The organism is Micromonospora sp. NBRC 107095, from assembly GCF_030269705.1.
Classification (GTDB): Bacteria; Actinomycetota; Actinomycetes; order Mycobacteriales; family Micromonosporaceae; genus Micromonospora; species Micromonospora parva.
This window is the reverse complement of the sequence record NZ_BSTU01000002.1, coordinates 562,271-584,555: the sequence shown is the minus strand read 5'-3', so window position 1 is coordinate 584,555 and position 22,285 is coordinate 562,271. Positions and strand designations below refer to the sequence as shown.

Genomic DNA, 22,285 nt, shown 5'->3' with positions numbered 1-22,285 from the left:
CCGACCACACACCAGGCCGGCAGGAGTCAGTGGCCGCGGGCCAGCCACTCCTGCAGGTGCGGCGCCTCCGCGCCGATCGTCGTGTCGTCGCCGTGGCCGGTGTGCACGATCGTCTCCGCCGGGAGGGTCAGCAGGCGGGTGCGGATCGACCGGACGATGGTGTCGAAGTCGCTGTACGAGCGACCCGTCGCGCCCGGGCCACCGGCGAAGAGCGTGTCGCCGGTGAACACCGCGCCCAGCTCCGGCGCGTGGAAGCTGCACGCGCCAGGGCTGTGCCCGGGGGTGTGCAGCACCCGCAGCGTGGTGCCACCCACCTCGATGCTCTGCCCGTCGTGCAGCTCACCGTTGGGCGGCAGGTGCGGGTGGACCATGTCCCAGAGGACCCGGTCGGCGGCGTGCAGCAGCACCGGCGCGCCGGTGGCCTCGGCCAGCTCGGGCGCCACCCGGACGTGATCGTCGTGGGCGTGGGTGGCCAGGATCGCCCGGACCCGCCGGTCGCCCACCAGGGCGAGGATCGCCGCCACGTCGTGCGGCGCGTCCAGGACGACGCACTCGCGGTCGTCACCGATCACCCAGACGTTGTTGTCCACATCGAAGGTCTGGCCGTCCAGGGAGAACGTGCCCGAGGTGACCGCGTGGTCGACCCGGGCGGTCATCAGAACACCACCACCGAGCGGAGCACGTCGCCGTGGTGCATCCGCTCGAACGCGGTCTCCACCTGGTCGAGCGCGATCTCCTCGGTGACGAACGCGTCGAGGTCGAGTCGGCCCTGCAGGTACAACTCGGTGAGCATCGGGAAGTCCCGGCTGGGCAGGCAGTCGCCGTACCAACTGGACTTGAGGGCGCCGCCGCGCCCGAAGACGTCCAGCAGCGGCAGCTCGATCTGCATCTGCGGGGTCGGTACGCCGACCAGCACCACGGTGCCGGCCAGGTCGCGGGCGTAGAACGCCTGCTTCCACGTCTCCGGTCGACCCACCGCGTCGATCACCACGTCGGCGCCGAAGCCACCGGTGGCGGCACGGATCGCCTCGACCGGGTCGGTCTCGGACGCGTTCACGGTGTGCGTGGCGCCGAACCGGCGGGCCCAGTCGAGCTTGCGGCTGTCGGTGTCGACGGCGACGATCGTGGTGGCGCCGGCGAGGAGCGCACCGGCCACCGCCGCGTCCCCGACGCCGCCGCAGCCGATCACCGCGACCGAGTCGCCCCGGGTGACGTTTCCGGTGTTCATCGCCGCACCCAGCCCGGCCATCACCCCGCACCCGAGCAGGCCCACCGCGGCGGGTCGGGCCGCCGGGTCGACCTTGGTGCACTGCCCGGCGTGCACCAGGGTCTTCTCGGCGAACGCCCCGATGCCCAGCGCCGGGGCGAGTTCGGTGCCGTCGGTGAGGGTCATCCGCTGGGTGGCGTTGTGGGTGTTGAAGCAGTACCAGGGCCGGCCCCGGCGGCAGGCCCGGCAGACCCCGCAGACCGCCCGCCAGTTGAGCACCACGAAATCGCCCGGGGCGACGTCGGTGACGCCCTCGCCGACCTGCTCCACGATGCCCGCCGCCTCGTGACCGAGCAGGAATGGGTAGTCGTCGTTGATGCCACCCTCGCGGTAGTGCAGGTCGGTATGGCACACGCCGCACGACTGAATCCGGACGATCGCCTCACCCGGCCCCGGATCGGGCACAACGATGGTGGTGACCTCGACCGGAGCGCCCTTGCTGCGGGAGATGACTCCCCGGACTTCCTGGCTCACTTCGCCTCCTGCTGGTGGTTGCGGCAGGGCCGGGTGCCGGGGTGGGCGGGTGTGCCACGGGCTCGGCGCTGGGCCCCCGGCGAACCTACCGCGACCACCACAGCCTGCCCAGCCGCCCCGGCGGGTTATCGCGGGCGGTGCGGGGTACGCGGGCCGCATTCGACCACTGCCAACGGGAGTGACAATGAAATTCGCCCACCTGCCGCTGCGGCTCACCATCGGCGCGTACTTCCTCAACTCTGGTCTGGGCAAGCGCAACCTGGAGGGCGCCGCGGCGGAGGGCATGCACGGGATGGCGGTCGCCGCCATGCCTCAGCTCGGCCAGCTGGAGCCGGCCCGCTTCGCCAAGCTGCTGTCGTACTCGGAGATCGCCCTGGGGGCCGCGCTGATCGCGCCGTTCGTCCCGGCGCCCCTGGTCGGGCTCGGCCTGACCGCGTTCGGCGCGGGCCTGGTGCAGCTGTACCTGAAGACGCCGGGGATGCGTGAAGCCGGCAGCGTCCGGCCGACCCAGGCGGGTGCGGGCCTCGCCAAGGACGTCTGGCTGGTCGGCGCGGGGCTGACCCTGGTGCTGGAGGGGCTGACCCACGGCCGTCGGCGCGGCTGACCTGGCGGCGGCCTGAGGAGCTGCGGTGACCCAGCCCTGGTCGGTACGACCGTTCTACCGGCCGATGCGGCCACGCCGTCGCGACGAGCCGCACCGTGCCGCCACGCCGCTGGAACTCTTCTTCGACCTGTGCTTCGTGGTGGCCGTGTCGCAGGCCGCCGCCAGCCTGCACCACGACGTCTCCGAGGGTCACCTCGGCCACGCGTTCACCAGGTACCTGATGGTCTTCTTCGCGATCTGGTGGTCGTGGATGAACTTCACCTGGTTCGCCTCGGCCTACGACACCGACGACGACCTGTACCGGATCGCGACGCTTGTGCAGATCGCCGGGGCGCTGATCATCGCCGCCGGGGTCCCGCGGGCGTTCACCAGCGGCGATTTCAGCATCATCACGTACGGCTACGTGGTGATGCGGATCGCGCTCGTCGTGCAGTGGTGCCGGGCCGCCGCCGGTGACCCGGCGCATCGTCGGGCGGCCCGGCGCTACGCGATCGGCGTCACCGTCGTCCAGCTCGGCTGGCTGCTTCGGCTGGCCCTGCCGGCGAGTTGGGGGACCGCGGCGTTGCTGCTGCTGGTCGTGGCGGACCTGCTGGTGCCGGCGGTGGCCGAGCGGCCGGGCATGACTCCCTGGCACCCGCGACACATCACCGAACGGTACGGACTGTTCACCCTGATCGTGCTCGGTGACGTGGTGCTGGCGACGTCGGTGGCCATCCAGACCGGACTGGATGCCGGCGACCGTCAGCTCTGGTCGATGGCGGCGGCGGCCACCGTGGTCGTGTTCGCCCTGTGGTGGCTCTACTTCGACCGGCCCATCGAGGCGCCCGACCGGCTGCCGTACTCCCTGATCTGGGGCTACGGCCACTACCTGATCTTCGCGGCGGTCGCCGCGGTCGGCGCGGGTCTGAGCGTGTCGGTGGACCACGAGCGGCACCTCGCGCACATCTCGGGACGGACCGCCGGGTACGCGGTGGCCGTCCCGATCGCCGTCTTCCTGCTCACGGTCTGGGTGCTGCACGTCCGCCGGCAGCAGCACGGCACGGTGGTCGTCGCCTTCCCGGTCGTCGCGCTGCTGGCACTGCTCACGCCGCTGGGCCCGGCCCCGGTGTACGTGCTCGCGGCGCTGCTGGTCGCCCTCGTGACGATCACCGTGCTGTTTCGCGGCCGCGACGTGGGGCGGACCGCGGCGGTGGCCGACCCGGCCTGACCGCGGTCACGCCCCTGACGGTCAGCCCTCCGACGCCCGGGTGAAGGTCATGATCCAGTTGGTTTCCCAGGTCTGCTCGCCGTCGACCGAGAACGCCTGCTCCCAGCGGGCGGTGGTCGCGCTGATGTCGGACCAGACGAACCGGCACCGCACCGGGCGTCCCTCGTGCTGGTCGTCGGCGTAGAAGCGGCCGACCCCGTCGATGAAGCGGCCCACCATCGGTGGCTGCCCCAGCACTCCGGTGTCGCTGCTCATCCAGTAGATCGACCACTCCTGCCGGGCCGGGTCGAAGATCCGGACCGTGGCGCCGGCGGAGCCCCTGGTCGGAAACGTGATCTCGTCGAAGTGACCGCCGCCGGCGAAGAAGCCGTGCGCCACGGACACCCCCGGGAACTCCTCCCACTCGTCGGAGCCGACCAGCCGCTCGCGCAGCCGCCGGTTGACGACGTTCCAGGTGCCCACAAAGAAGTCGAAGTCGCCCATCAGCGGCCCACCGGCCCTTCCGCTCGCGTGTCGTGCAGATATCCGGTCAGGTGGGGAGCCTGCGAGGCAAGCATGTGCCGCACCCAGGCCGCCCGCTCGTGCTCCAGCACCGCCAACTCCCAGACGCAGCCGACGGCGGGGCGACGGACCTCGACGAAGTGCGTCGGGTCGTCGTCCGGGCAGTCCAGCGCCGGCTGCCCGGCCGCCGCGACGCGGACCTCCACCGCGTTGTCCCAGACCCAGGTGTACGCCAGCAGGTACGCGCCGGTGTCCGCGCCCCGGTGCAGCACCACCCACCCGGCGGCCGGGGTGCCGTCGTCGACGACGTCGGCCAGCAGCAGGGGAAGCTGGTCGTACGCGGCCTTTTCCACCTCCGGTTCGAGCGGCCGTTGCGGCTGGTCGATGTGGTAGCGCTTGAGGTGCCGACCGTCCACGGTGATCGGTCCCGGCGTTCTCAGATCCTTGTCGCGAAATGCCATGCCGGGACGGTACGAGTGGTCCCCTGACAACTAGTGTCAGTGAAGTGCGGGCCAGTCGACTCCTCTCCGTCCTGCTGCTGCTGCAGTCACACGGGCGGTTGACCGCAGGGCAGCTCGCCGAGCGGTTGGCTGTCTCCCCCCGCACCATCTACCGGGACGTCGAGTCGTTGCACGCCGCCGGCATCCCGCTCTACGGCGAGGCCGGGCACGCCGGGGGTTACCAGCTGGTCGACGGCTGGCGGACCCGGCTCACCGGGCTGACCGCCGAGGAGGCCGACAGGCTGTTCCTCGCCGGCCTGCCCGGCCCTGCCGACGAGCTGGGCTACGGCGACGTGGTGGCGGCGCTGCAACTCAAGCTGCACGCCGCGCTCCCCGCGCCGCTGCGCGACCGGGCGACCCGACTGCGGCAACGTTTCCACCTGGACACCCCCGGGTGGTACGCGGACGGCGACGCCTCCCCCGAGCTGGCCCGCACGGCCGAGGCGGTCTGGCGACAGCACCGCATCGAGGTGCGCTACCGCGGCTGGAACGGCGAGGTGACCCGGGTCCTGGAGCCGTACGGCCTGGTCCTCAAGGGCGGCCGGTGGTATGTGGTGGCCGACCAGCCCGGCCGGGGCGCGCCGGCCACCTACCGGGTCAACCAGATCCTCGCGCTCACCCCGCTCGGGCAGGAGTTCGACCGACCCGATGACTTCGACCTGCCCACCTGGTGGCGGGCGCACGTGGTGCGGTTCCGGGAACGGCTGCACCGCGACGATGCCACCGTCCGACTCTCCCCGGCCGGTCGGGAGCGGCTGCGCGAGATCGGCAGCGACCCGGTGGTGAGCGCGATGAACACCAGCGCCGGGCCACCCGACGCGCGCGGTTGGGTGACCGCCGTGCTGCCGATCGAGTCGCTCACCCACGCCCATGGTGAGCTGCTGCGCCTCGGCGCCGACGTCGAGGTGCTCAGCCCGGTGGCGCTGCGCGAACGGCTGGCCGCCACCGCGGCCGGGCTCGCCGCGCTGTACTCCCCCACCTGAACAGGACCGACCCGCTCCACAGTGGAAGGGTCGGGGGCGTCGGTTGTCGGCACGGTGTGCCACCCTGGGACGGTCATCAACGGTCACCGGAGGTGAGGGTCACGTTACGGCTACGCGCACTGGTCGCCGTCCCCGGCACCGGGCCGGTGACCCTCGACGTTCCCGCCGGCACGCTCGCCGCCCTGGTCGCGCCGCCCCGGTACGGCACGGCGGTCGCCCGGGTGCTGGCCGGGCTCGCCCCACCGGTGACCGGCCGCGTCCTCGTCGGCGACCGGGACGTCACCGCCCTGCCGCCGCCCCGCCGGCAGATCGGCTACGTGCCCGCCGGTGGCGCGCTGCTGCCGCAGCTGACCGTGCGCCGCAACATCGAGTACGGCCAGCGCAAACGCGAACGGGTGCACGAGGTGGCCAACGACTGGACGGCCACCGTGGTCGACCGGCTCGAACTGGCGCTCTCCCTCACCCTGCTGCCGCACCAGATCTCCGCCGCCCAACGGTTCCGGGTGGCGCTCGCCCGAGCGGCGGCCTGCCTGCCCGAGGTGCTCGTGATCGACCTGCCGGCCGGCTCGGCGGGCGACAGCCGCCTCGGTGACCTGATGCCCCGCCTCTCACCATCGAACGCTCCCGGGGTGGCGGTGCTGGTCTGCACCGCCGACCCGGGCACCCTGGCCGAGATTCCGGTGCGCCACGAGCTGGTCACCGAGCCGAGCGAGGTGCCCCGATGAGGCCGGCGATCCGGGCGAGTCGTCGTACGCTGCTGCGGGCCGCCGCCGTGGGTGCCACCGCGCTGGCCACCGGTTGCTCCGGCGGGAGCCGGTCGGTGCAGGTGGCGGTGGTCTGGAGCACCAGCGAACTGGACCGGTTCCGCGAGGTCGTCGCCGGCTACCCCTCGCCCGTGCAGGTGGTCAGCGCCGGCAACGACATCGACGCGTTCCTGCGCGCCCGACACCTCGCCGGCACCAGCCCGGACGTGGCGATCCTGCCGCGCCCCGGCCTGGTCACCGAGTACGCCCAACGCGGGTGGCTGAGCCCGGTGCGCCCGTCCACCGGGTACGCCGTACCCGCCGGGCTGAGTGAGCTGCTGACCGCAGAGGGTCAGCGCTACGGGGTCTGGGTGAAGGCGGCGCACAAGTCGCTGGTCTGGCACCTGCCCTCGATGCTGCCCGTGCCGCCGGCGAACTGGGACGAGCTGGTCCGGCGTACCCGGGAGCTCGGCGCGCTCGCCCGACGCGACGGCGGGCCGGCGCCGTTGGCCATCGGCGCCGCGGACGGCTGGGTGCTCACCGACTGGTTCGAGAACGTCCTGGCCGACGTGGCACCCGAGAGCTACAACGCCCTCGCCCGGGCGGGCGCCGACTGGCAGGCCAGCGCGGTGCGCGAGGCACTGGACCGGCTCGCCGGGCTCTGGAGCATCGACGGGGCGTTCGTCGGCGGCGGTCGACGCGCCCTGCTCACCCAGTACGAGGAGTCGGTCATCCAGGTGGTGCACACCCGGCGGGCGGTGATGCTCGTCGGGGCCGACTTCACCGCCGACGTCGCCGACCCGTTCCAGCGCGGCCCGGAGGCGCCGGTGACGTTCCGGTTTCCGGGCGCATCATCGGGTGGTGGCCCACTGATCGTCGGCGGGGACGCGGCGGTGGCGTTCGCCGACGCCCGCGGCGGGGTCGAGCTGGTCGAGTGGCTCACCCGGGCCGACTCGTTCCAGCCGTGGCTGCGTTCCGGCGGCTACCTCTCGCCCAACACCAACGTCACGATCGACAGCTACCGCGACCGGGTCGGCCAGCGGCTCGCCGAGGAGATGCGGACGCCCGGCACGTTGCGGTTCGACCTCTCCGACCAGTTGCCCGGCCCGTTCACCGGCTCCGACGGGGTCGGCATCTGGCGCATCATGCAGGGTTTCTTCGCCGACGTCACCGATGGGGTCCGGGCCGGTGAGGCGACCCGCCGGGCCACCGGCCTGCTCGCCGCGGCGGCCCGCGACGCGGGGGGTGGCCGATGAGTCAGGTGCGCGTGCTCGGCGAACTGGCGGTCCTCGACGACGTCGGGCCGGCCCGGCGGGGCCGGGCCTACCCGGCGGCGGGAGCGACGTCGGCCCTGCTGCTGCCGGCCGCGGTGCTGCTCGGTGGGCTGGTGCTGTGGCCGGTGTTGCGAACCATGCACGCCAGCGTCACCACCGACGGCCGCTGGGTGGGCGCGGCACACTTCCGGACCGCCCTCGCCGCCCCGGGCACCGGCGCGGTGGTCGGCCGGACGGTCCTCTGGGCGCTGCTGGTGCCGGCGGTGGTGACGGCGTTGGGCTACCTGCTGGCCGCCGCGTCCCGCCGCTCCCAGGAGGGCGGCCTGGTGCGGTTGATCCTGCTGGTGCCGGTGGCGTTGCCGCTGGTCGTCACCGGGGTCACCTTCCGGCTGATGTACGACCCGGACCCGAGCCGAGGGCTGGCCACACTGGTCGCGACCCGACTGACCGGCCGCTCGCTGGAGGACGCGCCGCAGCTGCTCGGCCCGGGGATGGTGACCGTCGCGTTGATGTCGGCGTTCGTCTGGGCCTGGGTCGGGTTGGCGGTGCTGGTCTTCCGGTCCGCCCTGGACGCGGTGCCGCCGAGTCTCGCCGACGCGGTCCGCGCGTACGGCGGTGGGCGTCGCCACGTGCTGTGGGACGCGCAGTGGCGGCCCTTGCTGCTGCGGACGACCGCCGTGGTGTTCGCGTTGGTGGCGGTGGGCACCAGCCGCACGTTCGACCTCATCCTGGTGATGACCCCCGGTTCGGTCCGCGACGAGGCGTCGGTGCTGGCGTTGCGGATCTGGCAGACGTCCGGGGGCACCACCACCGGCGACGGCGCCGCGCTCGGCGTGGTGTGGCTGGTGGCGGTCATCGGCGGGATCATGGTGGCCGCGCTCTTCGTCCGGCAGGCGTGGCCCCCGCCGCGCGTCGAGGCGGCACCGGAGCCCGCTCCGGTCGCCCCGCCCCGGCGGGTGTTCCGGCTGCTCGCGGCGGGTGCCGCGGTCGCCTGGCTGGTGCCGCTGGCGGTGCTGGTCGCCACCTCGGCGCACGGCAGGGTGGACGCCGCCGCCCGGGGCTGGTGGTCCGCGCCGCCGAACGGCGAGTCCTACCGCGACCTGCTCACCGGCACCCAGCTGTGGCGCACGCTGGGCTTCACCCTGCTGCTGGCCACCGCCGTGACCGCCACGGTGCTGGTGGTCGCGCTGCTGGCCGCGTACCCGTTGGCCTGGTTGACCGGGCCGGCCGCGCAGGCCACCGGGTTGCTGCTGCTGGCCGCGAGCGTCGTGCCGATCCAGGTCATCGCCGGGCCGGTCAACGAGGTGCTGGGCCTGGTGCTCTCCTCCGGCACGGCTCAGGGCCTGGCCCTGGTGCACATCGCGCTGGGTGTGCCGTTCGCCGTGCTGGTGCTGCGCAACGCGTTCGCGGACCTGCCGGTCGAGCAGGTCCGCGACGCCCGGCTGGGTGGGCGCCGGTGGTGGCACACCCTGCGCCGGTTGGCCCGGCACAACCTGTCGGCGGTGGTGGCGGTCTCCGTGCTGGAGTTCGTCCAGGTCTGGAACGACCTGGTGGTGGGTCGGCTGTTCAGCGCGTCGGGCGCGTCGCCGCTCGGGCCGTTCCTGGCCGAACAGACCCGCAGCTTCGTGAGCAACAGTGGCGCGCTGGCGGCCAGTTCGGTGCTCGCCTCGGTGCTGCCGGTGGTGCTCGTGGTCCTGTCCCGGCGGCACCTGGTCGCCGGGCTGGTCTCCGGGGGCGTGCGGTGACCGGGCCGGGTGGCGCGCGCGGCGGCTCGCGCTGGCCCGCGCTGATCGCGATCGGCGGCGTGGTCGGCAGCATCCTCGCCAACGTGGCCGGCAACCTGGCCGGCAATCTCCTCTCCGAGTTGGTGGCCAGCGTGCTCGGGCCGGTGACCATCGTGCTGGCCACCGGCGGCGTGCTGGGTTACGTGGTGTACGAGGTGCGCCGCCGCCGGGCCGGCCACGAGGTCGGCCCCGAGCCGACGGAGGTGCTCACCACACCGGCCACCGGGGCGCCCACCCTGCCCTACACGGCCGAGTTCACCGGTCGCCGCGAGCACGTCGACGCGCTTGTCGCGCTGCTCGCCCGGGAGCACGCCGTGGCGGTGCTGGGCCGCCGCGCGGTGGGCACCTCCGCGTGCGCGGTGCAGGCGGCGAACCGGTGCCGGGAGGACTTCCCGGACGGGCAGTACTACCTGGACCTGCGGCGGCGTGGCCGACCCCGCTCGGCGCGGCAGGTCCTCACCGCGTTGGCCCGGATCCTGGGCACCGCCCCGCCGGCCTCCGGCCGACCGGACGCGCTCGCCGCCGCCGCCGACGCGCTGCGCGGTCAGCTCGACGGCCGCAAGATCCTGCTGGTGTTGGACAACGTCGACCGTCCCGACCAGGTTCGGCCGCTGTTGCCACCCACCGCGCGCACCTGCCGTCTGCTCCTCGCCGGCGGTCCGGCGCTGGTCGGTCTGGAGGGTGTGGTCGCGCACTGGATCGCCGAGCCGGGCACGTCCGAGGCGGTGGAGCTGTTCGCGACTGCGGGCGGGGCCGCGCCCGCCGCCCGGATCCGGCGCGCCGACCCGCGCACCGACCCGGCGGTCCGCGAGATCGTCGACCTGTGCGGGCGGCAGCCGCGCACGGTGCGCGCCCTCGGTTACCGCACGGCTCAACACGGCTGGCGGCACTCCGACGTGCTGGAGGCGCTGCGCCGCGCGGTGCAGACGCCACCGCACCAGCGGCTCGCCGTGTCACCGGCGGCCCGTCTGGTCACCGAACGGGACATCGCGTACCAGGCGTTGCCCCGCCAGGCCCGACGGTTGTACCGGCTGATGTCGCTGGTGCCCGCCCCGGTGGACCGGCCCACCATCGCCGCGCTGGCCGGGCGGCATCCCGAGCTGGTGACCGCGCTGCTCGACCGGTTGGCCGCCGCCGCGTTCGTGGTCGGCGCGCCGGGCGACCGGTACGAGATCCGTCCCCTGCTGGCCGGCAGCGCCCGTCTGCACCTGCGCGACGCGGATCCGGCCCGGGCCCGGGTCGCCGCGCAGGCCCGGCTGACCCGGCACCTGGCCCGCCGGGCCGAACGGCACGCGGCCAACCTGGCGGTGCTCGGCTCCCCACCGGACCGGGAGTGGTCGCTGCCGCTCGACGACGACCCGTACGGCTGGTTCGACCTGCACCAGGAGTTGCTGCTGGCGGTGGTGCGGGTGCCGGCCGGCGCGAAGGAGACCCTGCCTCGCCGGGTCCGCCGGTGGTGGTTCCGGCTGGCCGTGGCGCTGTGCGGGTGGCTGGCGTACGCCGAGCGGCTCGACGAGTGGGAGCAGGTCTGCCGTACCGTGCTGGCCACCCCGACCGCCGACGACCGGCCGGAGATCGCCGGGTGGGCGCACAACGAGCTGGGGGTGCTGCGTCGACGCCGGCACGACCCGCAGGGGGCCGCCGCCGCGCTCACGCTCGCGGTCAACGAGCGGGGGCGGCGGGGCAACGCCCAGGCGCGGATGAACCTCGGCCTGGCCCTGCTCGACCTGGGGCAGCTCGACGACGCGGTGGAGCACCTGGAACTGTCCCGCCGGCACCGCTCCGGCGCGGACCGGGCCGGGCACGCCCTCACCGACCTGGGTCTGGGCGCGGCCCACCTGGCCCGGGGAGAACCGGACACGGCCCACCACCACCTGGTACGGGCGGCCAACACGTTCCGGTCGGTGGGAGACGCGCGCGGGTACGCGGCGGCGCTGACCAACCTGGTGCTGGTGCACGCGGCCCTCGGCGAGCACCTGGACGCCGCCCAGGCGTGGCGGGCCGCACTGCGCGAGTACGAGTCGGTCAACGACCCGACCAGCCGGGCGACGGCGCTGCTCAACGCCGGGGCGACGCTGTTGAGCAGCACCCCGGGGCAGGCGCGCACGGCGTACGAGCTGTTGGCCGAGAGCCGCCGGCTGCGCGAGGAGACCCGAGCGAGCGCCGGGCTGGCGCGTACCCTGCTCTACCTGGGTGACGCCTGCGCCGCGCTGGGCGACGGGGCCGACGCGCGGCGGCACTGGGCGGACGCGGCGGCGGTGGCCGAGGAGGTCGCCGACGCGCAGGGTTTGGCCGCCGCCGACGCCCGACTCGAGCAGGACGCCGAGCGCCGCGTGACGTAGGTCGCTCGGGTTGGTCGGTGGCACCGCTCTGCGAGACTCTGTGATCGTGGACGCGCTCTCGGTACGGGGACTCAGCCGCAACTTCGGCGACCTGGTGGTGCTCGACGAGGTGAGCTTCACGCTCCCGGCGGGCCGGATCGCGGTGGTGCTGGGCCCCAACGGCAGCGGGAAGACCACCCTGCTGCGCTGTGTCGTCGGCGCCGACCGGCCGGACGCGGGTGAGGTGCTGGTGCAGGGCCGCCGGGCCGACGAGACCGACCCCCAGGTGCGGGCGCTGGTGGCGGCGGCCCTGGACGACATCGACTTCTTCCCCGACCTGTCGGTGGTCGAGCACCTGGAGTTGGTCGCGTACGCCCACGGGGGTGACGCCGAACCGGTCGGGGAGGTTTTGGCCGAGCTGGGTCTGGAGCCGGCCCGCGACCAGTTGCCGGTGACGCTGTCCAGCGGGCAGCGCCGCCGGTTGGCGCTGGCGTCCTGCTTCGTCCGGCCACGCCGGGTGCTGATCCTGGACGAGCCCGAGCAGCGGTTGGACGTCCGGGGGCGGCAGTGGCTCGCCGACCGCCTGCTGCGGGAACGGGCGGCGGGCACCGCCGTGCTGCTGGCCTCGCACGACTCTGAGCTGATCGACGCGGTGGTCGACGAGCGCATCGAGATCGGCAAGTGACCGCCGCGCCGGCCACTGTCGCCGACGCGCCGGCCGGAGTGCCCACCGCCCGGCAGGTACGGACGCGCCTGCGCCGGGCCCGCAGTCGACACCACGACCATTCCCTCGGCGACGTGCTCGGTGACGCGTACGTCATTGTCCTGTTCGTGGGCATGTACGGCTGGTTCGCGATCAGCGCCAGCCGCAACCTGCTGGACTCCCCCACCGTGGGGCAGGCCGAGCCGGGCGTGCGGTGGTGGCTGGCGGTCGCCGCGCTGCTGGCCGGCGCGGGGCTCGCCTGGCGGGGCCTGCGGGCGCTGGGTCCGCTACTGGTCACCCCGGCCACGCAGAGCTGGGCGACCAGCGCGCCCATCGACCGGCGGGCCTGGCTGGCGCCGCGCTTCGTGCTGCTGCTGGTGGGCGCGGCGGCCGGCACCGCGGCGCTCGCCGTGGCCGTGGCGGCGCTGGCCGGGGTCAGCGAACCGGCCGCACTGGGCGGGGCTGCGGCGGCCGGCGCGGGGTGGGGCGTGGCCGCGTTGGCGCTCAGCGTCGTCGCCCAGAGCAGCCGGTCGGGGCGACGCTGGCCGACGGTGGCCGGGGCGGTGCCGATGGCGGCGGCGGCCGTGATCACCGCGGCGGTGGTGCTCGTCGGCCGCCTCGGCGACGGGCTGCCCCGGCCGGCGACGACGCCGACCGTCGCGCTGGTCGCCGTCGCGGTGCCCCTCGCGGTCGTGGGCACGGTCCTCGCGGTACGCGCGCTGCCCCGGGTCGACCGGGCCTCGCTGACCACCGGCGCGCAGTTCGCCAACGCCGCCGCAACGGCCACGATCCTGCTGGACCCGAGCCTGCTCGCCGGCCTGGTGGAGAGCCGCCGCTGGCGTCGGATCGGCCGGGTGCGCAGCCGCCGGTTCCTCCCGGGCCCCGGCTGGTGGGCGCTGTTGCAGGCCGACGTACGCCGGCTGCACCGCCACCCGAGCGCCGTGCTGATCTGGGCGGCGCTGCTCGGGGTGCAGTACGCGGCGGCGCTCGCTTTGCCCGGGTTGGCGGGGGCCGCGCAGGTGGTGTTCGCCTACCTCGCCGCCGACCGGCTGACCGGTGGTCTACGGGCGGTCAGCCGCTCGCCCGGGCTGCGCCGGGCGCTCGGTGGCAGCGACAACCTGCTGCGCGGGATCCACGTGGTGGTGCCGGCCGTCGGCGCGGGCCTGTGGTGGTTGCTGACGCTGCCGACCGTCGACCCGGGGCCGGCCTGGCTGGCGCCGACGCTGGCGCTCGGGGTGGTGGCTGCCGCGTTCCGGGCCGGCACCCGCCCGCCGATCAACTACGGCGGCGCGACGGTGAACACGCCGTTCGGGATGATCCCGGTCGACCTGCTGCGGCAGGGTTCACGAGGGCCGGCGCTGCTCGCCGTGCTGGTGCTCGTCCAGCTGTTCCTGGGCTGAGCGGTCAGTTGCCCGGTCGGCCCAGGCCCGGTCACGGCACCACCCGCTGTCGTTTTCATCCAAGACAACGCCGCAATCGCGATCTAGCGTGGACCCGGCAGCCCGCCCGAGCAGGAGGAGACACCACAATGCGCGACCTGGTCTACACCGGTTTCATGTCGCTCGACGGCGTCGTGGACTCGCCCGGCGGCGGGCCGGGTGAGGAGCACCGCAGCGGCGGTTGGGTGTTCAAGGACCTCGAGTTCGTCCCGGAGGCCTGGTCGCTGAAGGGCGAGGAGCTCGCCGACACGACAGCGCTGATGTTCGGCCGTCGCAGCTACGAGGCGTTCGCGCCGGTCTGGCCCGGCTCGGAGGACCACGCCAGCTACAAGGAGCTGCCCAAGTACGTGGTGTCGAGCACGCTGTCCGACGACGCGCTCGTCGACGGGTGGGGGCCGACGACGATCCTGCGCTCGACCGGGGACGTCGCCGCGCTCAAGCAGGGCGACGGCGGCGCGATTTTCATCCACGGGAGCGCGGAGCTGGCCCGGCGGCTGTCCGATGAGGGTCTGATCGACCAGTACAACCTGCTCGTCTTCCCGGTGCTGCTCGGTGCCGGTAAGAGCCTGTTCGGCCGGGCCGACCGAGAGAAGCACATGCTGACGCTGCGGGAGTCGGAGAGCTACTCGAACGGAATCCTCAAGTTGATCTACGACGTCAAGCGCTGACCCAGGTCGAGGGCGATGGCGCCGACGCTGCCCTCGCGTAACTGCCGGACGGTGCGTCCGACGTAGGAGCGCAGCGCCCGGGCCAGATGCGGCTCGTCGAAGTAGTCGAGCTTGGCGACCACGTCGGCGACCGGGTCGCCGCCAGCCAGCAGCTCCGCCGCCCTGCGGGCCCGCTCGATCTGCCGGACCGCGCCGCGCGTCAGTCCCGTCGCGGCGCGGAACCGGCGTTCGACGGTGCGTTCCGAGACGGCCGGGCGGTGACCTCGCAGCAGCTCGGCGACGAGCGGGTCACCGACCACGGTCCCGGCCCGGACGAGCCCCGCGACCAGGGCTTCGGCGTCGTCGGGGCCGGGCGTCTCCCAGCGCGTGCCGTCCAGCCGGAACGTCCGGTGCGTGGTGTCGGGGAGCTCGATGCCGCCGTCGACCAGCGCCGTCGTGGGCACGGCCCGCAACGAGGTGCCCACGACGAAGTCGATGCCGGTGAAGGTCGCGCCCTCCGGCACCGACGCTGTGCCGGTGCGGGTCTCGGGACCGGTGATGCCCGCGTACGACCGGCCAGCCTGTTGCCAGAACACCAGGCCCCACCGCACCCCCGCGACGGAGGTCATCGCGGTGACCTGCTCGCTCGTGCAGGTCCACACGGTGTCGACCCAGGGCGAGTCGGACCCGCGCGTCTCGAACCGCAGTCCCACGGGCGAAGGGTACGCGGCGAGCACGGTGGACGGGTGGTCCTAGCCGGAGCCGAGCGCGGCGGCGATCGCGACGACGCCGTTCTCGATCTCGGTGGGCGTACGGGCCGCGTAGCCGAGCACCAGGCCTGGGCGGTAGGGCCGCTGGCAGTGCCAGGACAGGGGTTGCACCTTCACCCCCCGGGCCAGCGTCGCCGCCGCCAGTTCGGTGTCGGCCACGGCGTCGTCCAGCGTGATCATCAGGTGCAGACCGGCGGCGGCGCCGTGCACCGTCGCGGACGGCAGCGCGCGGGCCAGCGCGGCGATCATGGCGTCCCGTCGGCGGATGTGTCGGCGGCGCAGCAGCCGCAGGTGTCGTTCGAAGGCGCCGGAGGTCATCAGCTCCGCCAGCACCAGTTGCGGCAGCACGGCGTTGCCCAGGTCGGCGTTGCGCTTGGCGGCCACCACCGCGTCGCGTAGTCGCGGGGGCACCAGCAGCCAGCCGACCCGCAGGGCGGGGGCGAGCAGTTTGGAGACGCTGCCGGCGTAGCAGACCTGCTCGGGCAGCAGGCCGCGCAGTGCCGGCACCGGGGGGCGGTCGTAGCGGTGCTCGGCGTCGTAGTCGTCCTCGATGATCAGGCCGCCGGCCCGCGCCCAGGCGACGAGCTGGCGGCGGCGGTCACCGTCGAGCACCACGCCGGTCGGGAACTGGTGCGCGGGGGTGAGCATCACGGCTGGAGCGCCGCTGTCGGCCAACTCGTCGACCCGCAGGCCGGCGTCGTCGACGGTGATCGGCGGGGTGTCCATCCGCCAGTTGTTCAGGTGCTGGCGCACTCCGAGCGAGCCCGGGTCCTCGACCGCGATCCGGTCGACGCCGGCCGCGGTGAGCGCCTGGGCGAGCAGCCCCAGCGCCTGCGAGACGCCGGCCACGATGATCACCTCGGCGGGGTCGACGCTGATGCCACGGTTGCGGGCCAGCCAGGCGGCGACGGCCTGACGGAGCGCGGGCGTGCCACCGGGGTCGCCGTAGCCGAGGTCGGCCGCGGCGAGGCGGCGCAGCACGGTCCGTTCGGCGCGTAGCCAGTCCGTGCGGGGAAACGCGGCCAGGTCGGGTACGCCGGGCGTCAGGTCGATCGTCGCGTGCGCCGCGCGTACCGCGTCGAAGATGTCGGTGCCCGGTGCCGGTGGGAAGGTCGCGACCGGTGCCGGCGCGGCGGCCGGGGCGGGGGTGGGCGCGGCCGGCGCGGCGACGACCACGGTGCCGGCCCGGCCCCGACCGGCGACGTGCCCCTCCTCGGTCAGGCGCTGGTACGCCTCGGTGACCACGCCCCGGGAGACGCCGAGGTCGGCGGCGAGCACCCGGGTGGGGGGCAGTCGGTCACCGACCGGCACCCGCCCGTCGGCGATGGCCTGCCGCAGCCGGTCGGTCAGCCAGTCGGCGCGCCCACCCGGCGCCGCGTCGGCGATGGTCAGGTGCAGGAAGTCGGACCCGGCAGATATGGACCTCTCGGACGCCGCTGGTTTGGCTCTGCCCATCAGACCATTGTGGCAGCAGAGTGAGCAGGAGCCAGACCTGCCGACTCCGCCGGAGGACGACCGTGACCATCCCGTTCCTGATCACCACCCTGATCGTGGTGGTCACCCCCGGCACCGGGGTGCTCTTCACGCTCTCCGCCGGGCTGTCAAGGGGTGCCCGGGCCGGGGTGCTCGCCGCGTTCGCCTGCACGCTGGGCACGTTGCCGCACCTGCTCGCCGCGATGACCGGGCTGGCCGCGCTGATGCAGACCAGCGCGGCGGCGTTCGAGACCGTCCGCTATCTCGGCGTCGGCTACCTGCTCTACCTGGCCTGGTCCATCGCACGCGATCGCGACGCCTTCGCCGTGGCGGGCGACGCCCCGCCCCGCCCCGCGATCCGGGTGATCGTCTCCGGCGTGCTGGTCAACCTGCTCAACCCGAAGCCGACGCTGTTCTTCGTCGCGTTCCTGCCGCAGTTCGTGGACACCACGGCACCGGGCTCGACCCGGGCGATGCTCGGCTGCGGGGCGGTGTTCATGCTGCTCACCTTCGTGGTGTTCAGCGGCTACGGCGTCTTCGCGGCCCGGGTACGCGACCGGGTGCTGACCCGACCCCGGGTCACCGACTGGCTGCGCCGATCCGCCGCCGGCACGTTCGTCGCGCTCGGCGTGACCCTCGCCCTCACCGAACGATAGGACCACAGTGCAGTTCGAACACTCCCCACAGCTTCGCGACGCGTACCCCGATCTGGTCGCCGGGGTGGTGCTGGCCTCCGGAATCACCGCCACCGCCGACGTGACCCGACGCACGGCCGGCTACCTCAGCGAGGCCCGGCGGCGGTTGGCCGCCGGGCCCGAGAGCGGGTTCCCGGAGATCCAGGCCTGGCGGCGGGCGTACGCGGCGATGGGCCTGCGGCCCACCAGGTACCGGTGCGCCGCCGAGGCGCTGCTGCGCCGGCTGCGCCTGGACGGCGAACTGCCCCGGGTGCACCCGCTCGTCGATCTGTGCAATGCGATCTCAGCCGCGTACGCCATCCCGGTCGCCGCGCTCGACCTGGACCGGATCGACGGCGATCTGGTGGTCCGGCCGGCGCACGGCGACGAGGCGTACCTGAGCTTCGCCGGCGACACCGAGCATCCCGAGCCGGGCGAGGTGACCTTCGTCGACTCCGTCGGCCGGGCCCACGCCCGACGGTGGACGAACCGGCAGAGCGGCTGGTCGGCGGTGCGGGCGGGCACCTCGTCGGTGCTGATCGTCGCCGAGGCGCTGCACCCGGGCGCCGAGCCGGCACTGACCCGGCTGGTCGCCGACGTCGTGACCGAGCTGACCGACGGGTGGTCCGCACCGACGGTCGCTGCGGTGCTGACCGCCGCCGCGCCCCGCTTCCGCACCCCGACGGCCGGTGACGACAGAGGTCAGGCGGTGTCGCCGGGCATCAGGTGACGGTAACCGGGGATCGTCTCGCCGAACCAGCCGGCGACGCTGGCCAGGCCGCGTTCGTTGAGCTGCGCGTCGTGGATCGGGTACGCCGCCTCCGCGCCCACGGCCCCGGCGAATCGGATCGCCTCGTCGAGGCGCAGCCAGGACCCCTGGGCCGGGACGAGCAGGGTGTGCACCGGCTCGTCCGGCACGTGCAACGCGTCACCCGGGTGATAGAGGTGGTCAGCGATCAGGTAGCCGAGGTTCGGGCAGTCGGGCTGCCCCTCGTGGATCGCGGCGTGCCGTCCACCGTGCGCGCTGACCGACATGCCGGCCGCCGTGAACCGCTGCCCCGCGCGGACCCGGGTCACCGGCAGCGGGGCGAGGTCCGGCAGTTGGGCCCCCTCCGGGGCGTACACGGGGACACCGAGACCGGCGAGCCGCAACACGTCCACGTGGTCGGTGTGCTCGTGGGTGACCAGGACGGCGTCCGCGCCGACCAGGGCGCTCGGCTCGCTCCACGTCCCCGGGTCGACGACCAGCACCCCTCCCCCGTGCTCGATGCGGACACAGGCGTGGGTGAACCGGGTGATACGCACCAGGCGACGGTACGCCGCCGGCAGATCGGTCCGGGTACCCGTGGCGGTTGGGCCGGCGCTGCCCGATGGTGCGGCAGCAGGCCGCAGCGATACGGGAACTACCCCAAGATCGCCGTCGTCACCGGCGCGTCCTGGCCGGTCGTCGGCGGCATGTTGCTGATGGGCCCCAGGCGGCGGCGTTGCCGAACGACGACTGGCGGTCGGTCTGACCAGCACCGCGGGCGCCGTCAGCGCATCGGCGCGGACGACGCCCGGACGATGTAGGCGAACTGCACACCGAACGCGACCACCGCGACCAGCACCCCGACCGGGACCGTCACCTCGCCCCCGGCCCGGACGGTCGTGGTCACCAGGGCGATGCCGAGCCCTCCCAGCACCGCGTTGACCGCGCCCACGAGTGCGGCCGTGGTCAGCAGGAACTCCCACCGCCCCGGTCGCGTGCCGACCAGGTTCCAGGCCGTGCTCATGGCGTCCTCGGCCACCACCGCGTCGGCGAAGAAGTCGTGCTCGCCGGCGAGATTGTGTTGGTAGTAGGCCCGGATGCGTTGGATCCGCCGCAGGTCCAACGAGTTTTCGACTGTGGTCTCCACCAGCCGCAGGAACGTCAGCACCCCGATGATGACCAGGATCGGCAGCACCGCGGCCAGGTAGGGCTGGACCAGCTTGTCGTTGCTGGCGACGAAACCGAGGCCGATCAGCGCCGCCGAGAGGACGGACAGGAAGATGGTGGCGCGGCCGGTGGCCTCGGCGATGGTGCCGGCGCGAGACGTCTGCAACGCGTAGTGCTCGGTGGTCAGGACGGTGAGAAGCGCCTGCTTGCGTTCACTCTCGTCCACCCCGACACCCCCGTGGTCGCGCGACTCCGTTCCCGTCACCCTATGAGCGGCGGGGTGGGTCGGAACGGTGAACCGACCGCTCGGAGTACGGGACAGCGCGTAGCAAAGCAGGCTCGTATCCTCCGAATTCGGGTGATCGGCAAGCGGCGGTGGGGCCGACCGACGACGGAAGGGGAACGGATGCCCGGGTGGGCTGGTCGGGGCGGGCGGCAACGACGTGCCTTCGTCGTCGGTGGGGCACTGTTCGCGATTGCCGTCGTCATGCTGCTGGCCGCCTGGCGCAGCAGCGGCTTCCTCAGCGATCTGCTGCTCAACCTCGGGGCCAGCGTGGTCCTCGCGGCCATCTCGTACGTCATCTTCGACCCGTTGTTCGAGGAGGCCCGCAAGGCGCGGGTGCAGGAGCACCTCAGCTTCGACCAGCAGGCGTTCGTGACGCGGCTGCACCGCTCCGGACGCCGGGTGCGCATCCTCGACACCTGGACGATCCTGCTGGAGCAGCGGCACCGTGAGGAGACCCTGAGCGCGGTGCGAGCGGCGCTCGCCAACGGCGCCCAGGTGCAGTTGCTGCTGCTCGATCCCGACTGCACCGCCGCGCAGCAGCGCTCCGAGGAGCTGGAACGGCAACGGGTGGACGTGCCCCGGCAGATCCGCACCAACCTGCGCCACCTGGCCGCGTTCGCCGACGCGCTCGACGCGCGGCTGCGCCACCGCCTCCAGGTCCGGCTCTATGACGCGTCCCCGTCGATCCAGCTCTACCAGTGGGACGGGCGGGCGCTGATCTCGTTCTTCCCGATCGGGAAGTTGTCCTTCAACGTGCCGCAGCTTGAGGTGGACATGGACAGCCCGTGGGGCGGGTTCGTGCACGCCCGGTTCGAGGAGCTGTGGGAGCACGAGCAGGCCACCCTCGACCTGGAGCGGTACTGGTCGGTCATGGTCACGCTGCGCCACGACGAGTCGGACGTGGTCGAGGTACGCGTGCCGTACGTGACGGTGGATGGGCAGCACTACGTCGACTGTCGGGGGTTCCGGGTCACCGGCCCACTGACCGTGCGAGCCGTGCTGCCGCCTCGCGCGCCCGGGGCGGCCCCCGCTGTGTTCTCGCTGGCCGAGCCCGCCGACGGGGACCGCACCCCGGCCGCGGTGGTGAAACGGCACTTCGACCAGAAGTACGGGCACGGCGACGGCGAGCGGGACGTCCGGCGACTGGTGTCGCCGCCGGGCGATTCCCGTACCCCGGCGCCTCGGCCCGCGACGGCTGGTGAAACGCACGCACGGTGACCCCCGAAGGGACCGTCGGCTCGGCGCGGGAAACAATGGTGGTCCACCCTGATCGTCAGGAGGACCGTCGGCGTGTCGCACCGCACCGCACCGCCGCCCGGGGCGGCGCAGCTGCGCGCCGACTGCGGGCGCTGTTTCGGGCTGTGCTGCGTGGTGCCGGCCTTCGCCGCGTCGACGGATTTCGCCATCGACAAGCCGGCCGGCGCGCCCTGCCCGAACCTGCGCCCCGACCACCGCTGCGGCATCCACACCGACCTGCGGGAGCGCGGTTTTCCCGGCTGCACGGTGTTCGACTGCTTCGGCGCCGGGCAGCAGGTCGCCCAGGTGACCTTCGGCGGGCGGGACTGGCGGGACGCGCCGGAGACGTTGCCGGCGATGGCGGAGGCGTTCGCGGTGCTCCGGCCGCTGCACGAACTGCTCTGGTATCTCACCGAGGCGGTGGCGCTGCGCCCGCCGGCCGACCTGCGCGCCGAGCTGGAACGCGCCCGCGCCGAGACGCTGACGCTCACCGAAGGTGACCCCGCGCGGCTTCGCGTGGTGGACGTCGACGGCCATCGGGCCCGGGTCAACCCACTGCTGTCCCGGGCCAGCGACGCGACCCGCGGCCCCGGTGGCGCCGATCGCCGGGGCGCGCACCTGCTCGGGGTGGACCTGCGCCGTGTCGACCTGCGCCGGGCCAACCTGCGCGGGGCGCTGCTGATCGGCGCCGATCTGCGCGGGGCGGACCTCGGTCTGGCCGACGTCACCGGCGCGGACCTGCGCGGGGCCGATCTGCGGGGCGCGGACCTGCGGAGCACCCTCTTCCTGCACCAGACCCAGCTGGACGCCGCCCGGGGCGACACCCGCACCGGGTTACCGGGGACGCTCACCCGGCCGGCGCACTGGACGGCGCTGCCGCTCACCCCGGTCGGTCAGCCGGCCCGGTCCCCGGCCCGTCGGGGCCGCCGCCGCTAGGAACGGCCCGATCCGGTCCGCCGTGCGCGCCGGTCAACTCCTGGAAGCCGGCATGGACCGGGCACTGGGGGCAGCGGGCGCGGTCGCAGAGCCGGCAGAGGTGGGCCAGGCTGCCGGCGTCCGCCACCTCGTCGTGCAGCAGGGCCCGGGCGATGTCGGCGAGCTGGCGGCGCTGCTCGACGGTCAGCGGGGCGAGCAGCGCGGTCAACACCTCCTGCCGGGCGCGCAGGGTACGGGCGGCGACCGCCGCGCCCTCGGCGGTGAGGTGCAGGGCGCGGCTGCGCGCGTCGGCACCCGGACGCCTCTCCACCCAGCCCTGCTCCCGAAGCCGCCGGACCAGGTGCGCGACGCCGGGTTGGGTCAGCCCCAGCACCTGGCCCAACCACTCGGCGGTCACCCCCGGCTGATCCTTGAGGACGACCAGCGCCTCGGCGAGCGCGCCGCCGGCCCCGACAGACCCGCTGACCGACGCCCGCATCCGCGAGCCGACGAGCAGGGCGAGTGCGCCGAGCAGGTTGGGCGAGCCGTCCTCGGGTAGATTCATAAGT

At 73.9% G+C, this 22,285-nt stretch carries 23 protein-coding genes; 14 read left to right on the top strand and 9 right to left on the bottom strand.

All coding sequences use genetic code 11. The features are described 5' to 3' along the window. Positions 1 to 26: 26 nt before the first annotated feature. On the bottom strand, positions 27 to 656 hold the full coding sequence (locus QSK15_RS15035; protein WP_285794815.1) for an MBL fold metallo-hydrolase: 630 nt from the start codon (positions 654 to 656) through the stop codon (positions 27 to 29). Next, positions 656 to 1,741 carry an S-(hydroxymethyl)mycothiol dehydrogenase gene (locus QSK15_RS15030; protein ID WP_285794814.1) on the bottom strand — a complete coding sequence of 362 codons (1,086 nt, stop codon included), beginning with the start codon at positions 1,739 to 1,741 and terminating at the stop codon, positions 656 to 658. Before QSK15_RS15030 ends, QSK15_RS15035 begins: the two co-directional genes overlap by 1 nt. 184 nt (positions 1,742 to 1,925) lie before the next feature. On the opposite strand from QSK15_RS15030, the gene QSK15_RS15025 reads away from it, so the two are divergent. After that, positions 1,926 to 2,345: a hypothetical protein gene (locus QSK15_RS15025; RefSeq protein ID WP_285794813.1), complete on the top strand. Its 420-nt coding sequence runs from the start codon at positions 1,926 to 1,928 to the stop codon at positions 2,343 to 2,345. A 25-nt stretch (positions 2,346 to 2,370) separates the two neighbouring features. Next, positions 2,371 to 3,552, top strand: coding sequence for a low temperature requirement protein A (locus QSK15_RS15020; RefSeq protein ID WP_285794812.1), 1,182 nt, complete (start codon positions 2,371 to 2,373; stop codon positions 3,550 to 3,552). 21 nt (positions 3,553 to 3,573) lie between these two features. Here the strand turns inward: QSK15_RS15020 and QSK15_RS15015 are convergent, their stop codons facing one another. Both QSK15_RS15015 and QSK15_RS15010 read right to left on the bottom strand, forming a co-directional pair. Then, positions 3,574 to 4,035: a hypothetical protein gene (locus QSK15_RS15015; RefSeq protein ID WP_285794811.1), complete on the bottom strand. Its 462-nt coding sequence runs from the start codon at positions 4,033 to 4,035 to the stop codon at positions 3,574 to 3,576. Continuing rightward, on the bottom strand, positions 4,035 to 4,514 hold the full coding sequence (locus tag QSK15_RS15010) for a hypothetical protein (RefSeq protein WP_285794810.1): 480 nt from the start codon (positions 4,512 to 4,514) through the stop codon (positions 4,035 to 4,037). The genes QSK15_RS15015 and QSK15_RS15010 overlap by 1 nt, the downstream gene beginning before the upstream one ends. Before the next feature lie 44 nt (positions 4,515 to 4,558). Between QSK15_RS15010 and QSK15_RS15005 the strand changes: the two genes are divergently transcribed. The 8 genes from QSK15_RS15005 (at position 4,559) to QSK15_RS14970 (ending at position 14,468) form a co-directional block, all read left to right on the top strand. Next, positions 4,559 to 5,536 carry a helix-turn-helix transcriptional regulator gene (locus tag QSK15_RS15005; RefSeq protein ID WP_285794809.1) on the top strand — a complete coding sequence of 326 codons (978 nt, stop codon included), beginning with the start codon at positions 4,559 to 4,561 and terminating at the stop codon, positions 5,534 to 5,536. A gap of 92 nt (positions 5,537 to 5,628) precedes the next feature. Further along, positions 5,629 to 6,261, top strand: coding sequence for an ATP-binding cassette domain-containing protein (locus QSK15_RS15000; protein WP_285794808.1), 633 nt, complete (start codon positions 5,629 to 5,631; stop codon positions 6,259 to 6,261). Beyond that, positions 6,258 to 7,535: a type 2 periplasmic-binding domain-containing protein gene (locus QSK15_RS14995; RefSeq protein ID WP_285794807.1), complete on the top strand. Its 1,278-nt coding sequence runs from the start codon at positions 6,258 to 6,260 to the stop codon at positions 7,533 to 7,535. The genes QSK15_RS15000 and QSK15_RS14995 overlap by 4 nt, the downstream gene beginning before the upstream one ends. Then, entirely contained in the window at positions 7,532 to 9,298 is a 1,767-nt protein-coding gene (locus QSK15_RS14990) for an ABC transporter permease (RefSeq protein ID WP_285794806.1), read from the top strand. The genes QSK15_RS14995 and QSK15_RS14990 overlap by 4 nt, the downstream gene beginning before the upstream one ends. Beyond that, positions 9,295 to 11,679: a tetratricopeptide repeat protein gene (locus tag QSK15_RS14985; RefSeq protein WP_285794805.1), complete on the top strand. Its 2,385-nt coding sequence runs from the start codon at positions 9,295 to 9,297 to the stop codon at positions 11,677 to 11,679. The genes QSK15_RS14990 and QSK15_RS14985 overlap by 4 nt, the downstream gene beginning before the upstream one ends. 46 nt (positions 11,680 to 11,725) lie before the next feature. After that, entirely contained in the window at positions 11,726 to 12,343 is a 618-nt protein-coding gene (locus tag QSK15_RS14980; protein ID WP_285794804.1) for an ABC transporter ATP-binding protein, read from the top strand. Beyond that, positions 12,340 to 13,761, top strand: coding sequence for a DUF6297 family protein (locus QSK15_RS14975; protein WP_285794803.1), 1,422 nt, complete (start codon positions 12,340 to 12,342; stop codon positions 13,759 to 13,761). The genes QSK15_RS14980 and QSK15_RS14975 overlap by 4 nt, the downstream gene beginning before the upstream one ends. 128 nt (positions 13,762 to 13,889) lie before the next feature. After that, the gene (locus tag QSK15_RS14970) at positions 13,890 to 14,468 is read left to right on the top strand and encodes a dihydrofolate reductase family protein (RefSeq protein ID WP_285794802.1); all 579 of its coding nucleotides are present in this window, start codon (positions 13,890 to 13,892) and stop codon (positions 14,466 to 14,468) included. On the opposite strand, the gene QSK15_RS14965 is transcribed toward QSK15_RS14970, so the two are convergent. Both QSK15_RS14965 and pdxR read right to left on the bottom strand, forming a co-directional pair. Continuing rightward, positions 14,450 to 15,160 carry a helix-turn-helix domain-containing protein gene (locus tag QSK15_RS14965; RefSeq protein WP_285794801.1) on the bottom strand — a complete coding sequence of 237 codons (711 nt, stop codon included), beginning with the start codon at positions 15,158 to 15,160 and terminating at the stop codon, positions 14,450 to 14,452. The two genes, QSK15_RS14970 and QSK15_RS14965, sit on opposite strands and share 19 nt — an antisense overlap. 39 nt (positions 15,161 to 15,199) lie before the next feature. Further along, a complete protein-coding gene (gene pdxR, locus QSK15_RS14960; protein ID WP_285794800.1) occupies positions 15,200 to 16,672 on the bottom strand; it encodes a MocR-like pyridoxine biosynthesis transcription factor PdxR in 1,473 nt (490 codons plus the stop codon). A 62-nt stretch (positions 16,673 to 16,734) separates the two neighbouring features. Here pdxR and QSK15_RS14955 point away from each other — a divergent pair, with 62 nt between their 5' ends. Beyond that, positions 16,735 to 17,346, top strand: a complete 612-nt coding sequence (locus tag QSK15_RS14955; protein WP_285794799.1) for a LysE family translocator — start codon at positions 16,735 to 16,737, stop codon at positions 17,344 to 17,346. A gap of 7 nt (positions 17,347 to 17,353) precedes the next feature. After that, the gene (locus QSK15_RS14950; protein ID WP_285794798.1) at positions 17,354 to 18,094 is read left to right on the top strand and encodes a B3/B4 domain-containing protein; all 741 of its coding nucleotides are present in this window, start codon (positions 17,354 to 17,356) and stop codon (positions 18,092 to 18,094) included. On the opposite strand, the gene QSK15_RS14945 is transcribed toward QSK15_RS14950, so the two are convergent. Together QSK15_RS14945 and QSK15_RS14940 are read right to left on the bottom strand one after the other, a co-directional pair. Further along, entirely contained in the window at positions 18,067 to 18,669 is a 603-nt protein-coding gene (locus QSK15_RS14945; protein WP_285794797.1) for an MBL fold metallo-hydrolase, read from the bottom strand. The two genes, QSK15_RS14950 and QSK15_RS14945, sit on opposite strands and share 28 nt — an antisense overlap. Before the next feature lie 227 nt (positions 18,670 to 18,896). Then, entirely contained in the window at positions 18,897 to 19,505 is a 609-nt protein-coding gene (locus tag QSK15_RS14940; RefSeq protein WP_285794796.1) for a hypothetical protein, read from the bottom strand. A gap of 180 nt (positions 19,506 to 19,685) precedes the next feature. Between QSK15_RS14940 and QSK15_RS14935 the strand changes: the two genes are divergently transcribed. Continuing rightward, positions 19,686 to 20,783: a DUF5919 domain-containing protein gene (locus QSK15_RS14935; protein ID WP_285794795.1), complete on the top strand. Its 1,098-nt coding sequence runs from the start codon at positions 19,686 to 19,688 to the stop codon at positions 20,781 to 20,783. Positions 20,784 to 20,855: 72 nt separating this feature from the next. Next, on the top strand, positions 20,856 to 21,737 hold the full coding sequence (locus tag QSK15_RS14930) for a pentapeptide repeat-containing protein (RefSeq protein ID WP_285794794.1): 882 nt from the start codon (positions 20,856 to 20,858) through the stop codon (positions 21,735 to 21,737). Here the strand turns inward: QSK15_RS14930 and QSK15_RS14925 are convergent. Then, positions 21,682 to 22,281 carry a MarR family winged helix-turn-helix transcriptional regulator gene (locus QSK15_RS14925; protein WP_285794793.1) on the bottom strand — a complete coding sequence of 200 codons (600 nt, stop codon included), beginning with the start codon at positions 22,279 to 22,281 and terminating at the stop codon, positions 21,682 to 21,684. The genes QSK15_RS14930 and QSK15_RS14925 overlap by 56 nt on opposite strands. Positions 22,282 to 22,285 lie beyond the last annotated feature (4 nt).

What these genes read in the sequence shown, in the direction of transcription:
- QSK15_RS15035 (WP_285794815.1), bottom strand. Translation starts at nt 656, where the DNA reads ATGACCGCCCGGGTCGACCACGCGGTCACCTCGGGCACGTTCTCCCTG.
- QSK15_RS15025 (WP_285794813.1), top strand. Translation starts at nt 1,926, where the DNA reads ATGAAATTCGCCCACCTGCCGCTGCGGCTCACCATCGGCGCGTACTTC.
- QSK15_RS15015 (WP_285794811.1), bottom strand. Translation starts at nt 4,035, where the DNA reads ATGGGCGACTTCGACTTCTTTGTGGGCACCTGGAACGTCGTCAACCGG.
- QSK15_RS15010 (WP_285794810.1), bottom strand. Translation starts at nt 4,514, where the DNA reads ATGGCATTTCGCGACAAGGATCTGAGAACGCCGGGACCGATCACCGTG.
- QSK15_RS14995 (WP_285794807.1), top strand. Translation starts at nt 6,258, where the DNA reads ATGAGGCCGGCGATCCGGGCGAGTCGTCGTACGCTGCTGCGGGCCGCC.
- QSK15_RS14990 (WP_285794806.1), top strand. Translation starts at nt 7,532, where the DNA reads ATGAGTCAGGTGCGCGTGCTCGGCGAACTGGCGGTCCTCGACGACGTC.
- QSK15_RS14970 (WP_285794802.1), top strand. Translation starts at nt 13,890, where the DNA reads ATGCGCGACCTGGTCTACACCGGTTTCATGTCGCTCGACGGCGTCGTG.
- pdxR (WP_285794800.1), bottom strand. Translation starts at nt 16,672, where the DNA reads ATGGGCAGAGCCAAACCAGCGGCGTCCGAGAGGTCCATATCTGCCGGG.
- QSK15_RS14935 (WP_285794795.1), top strand. Translation starts at nt 19,686, where the DNA reads ATGCCCGGGTGGGCTGGTCGGGGCGGGCGGCAACGACGTGCCTTCGTC.
- QSK15_RS14925 (WP_285794793.1), bottom strand. Translation starts at nt 22,281, where the DNA reads ATGAATCTACCCGAGGACGGCTCGCCCAACCTGCTCGGCGCACTCGCC.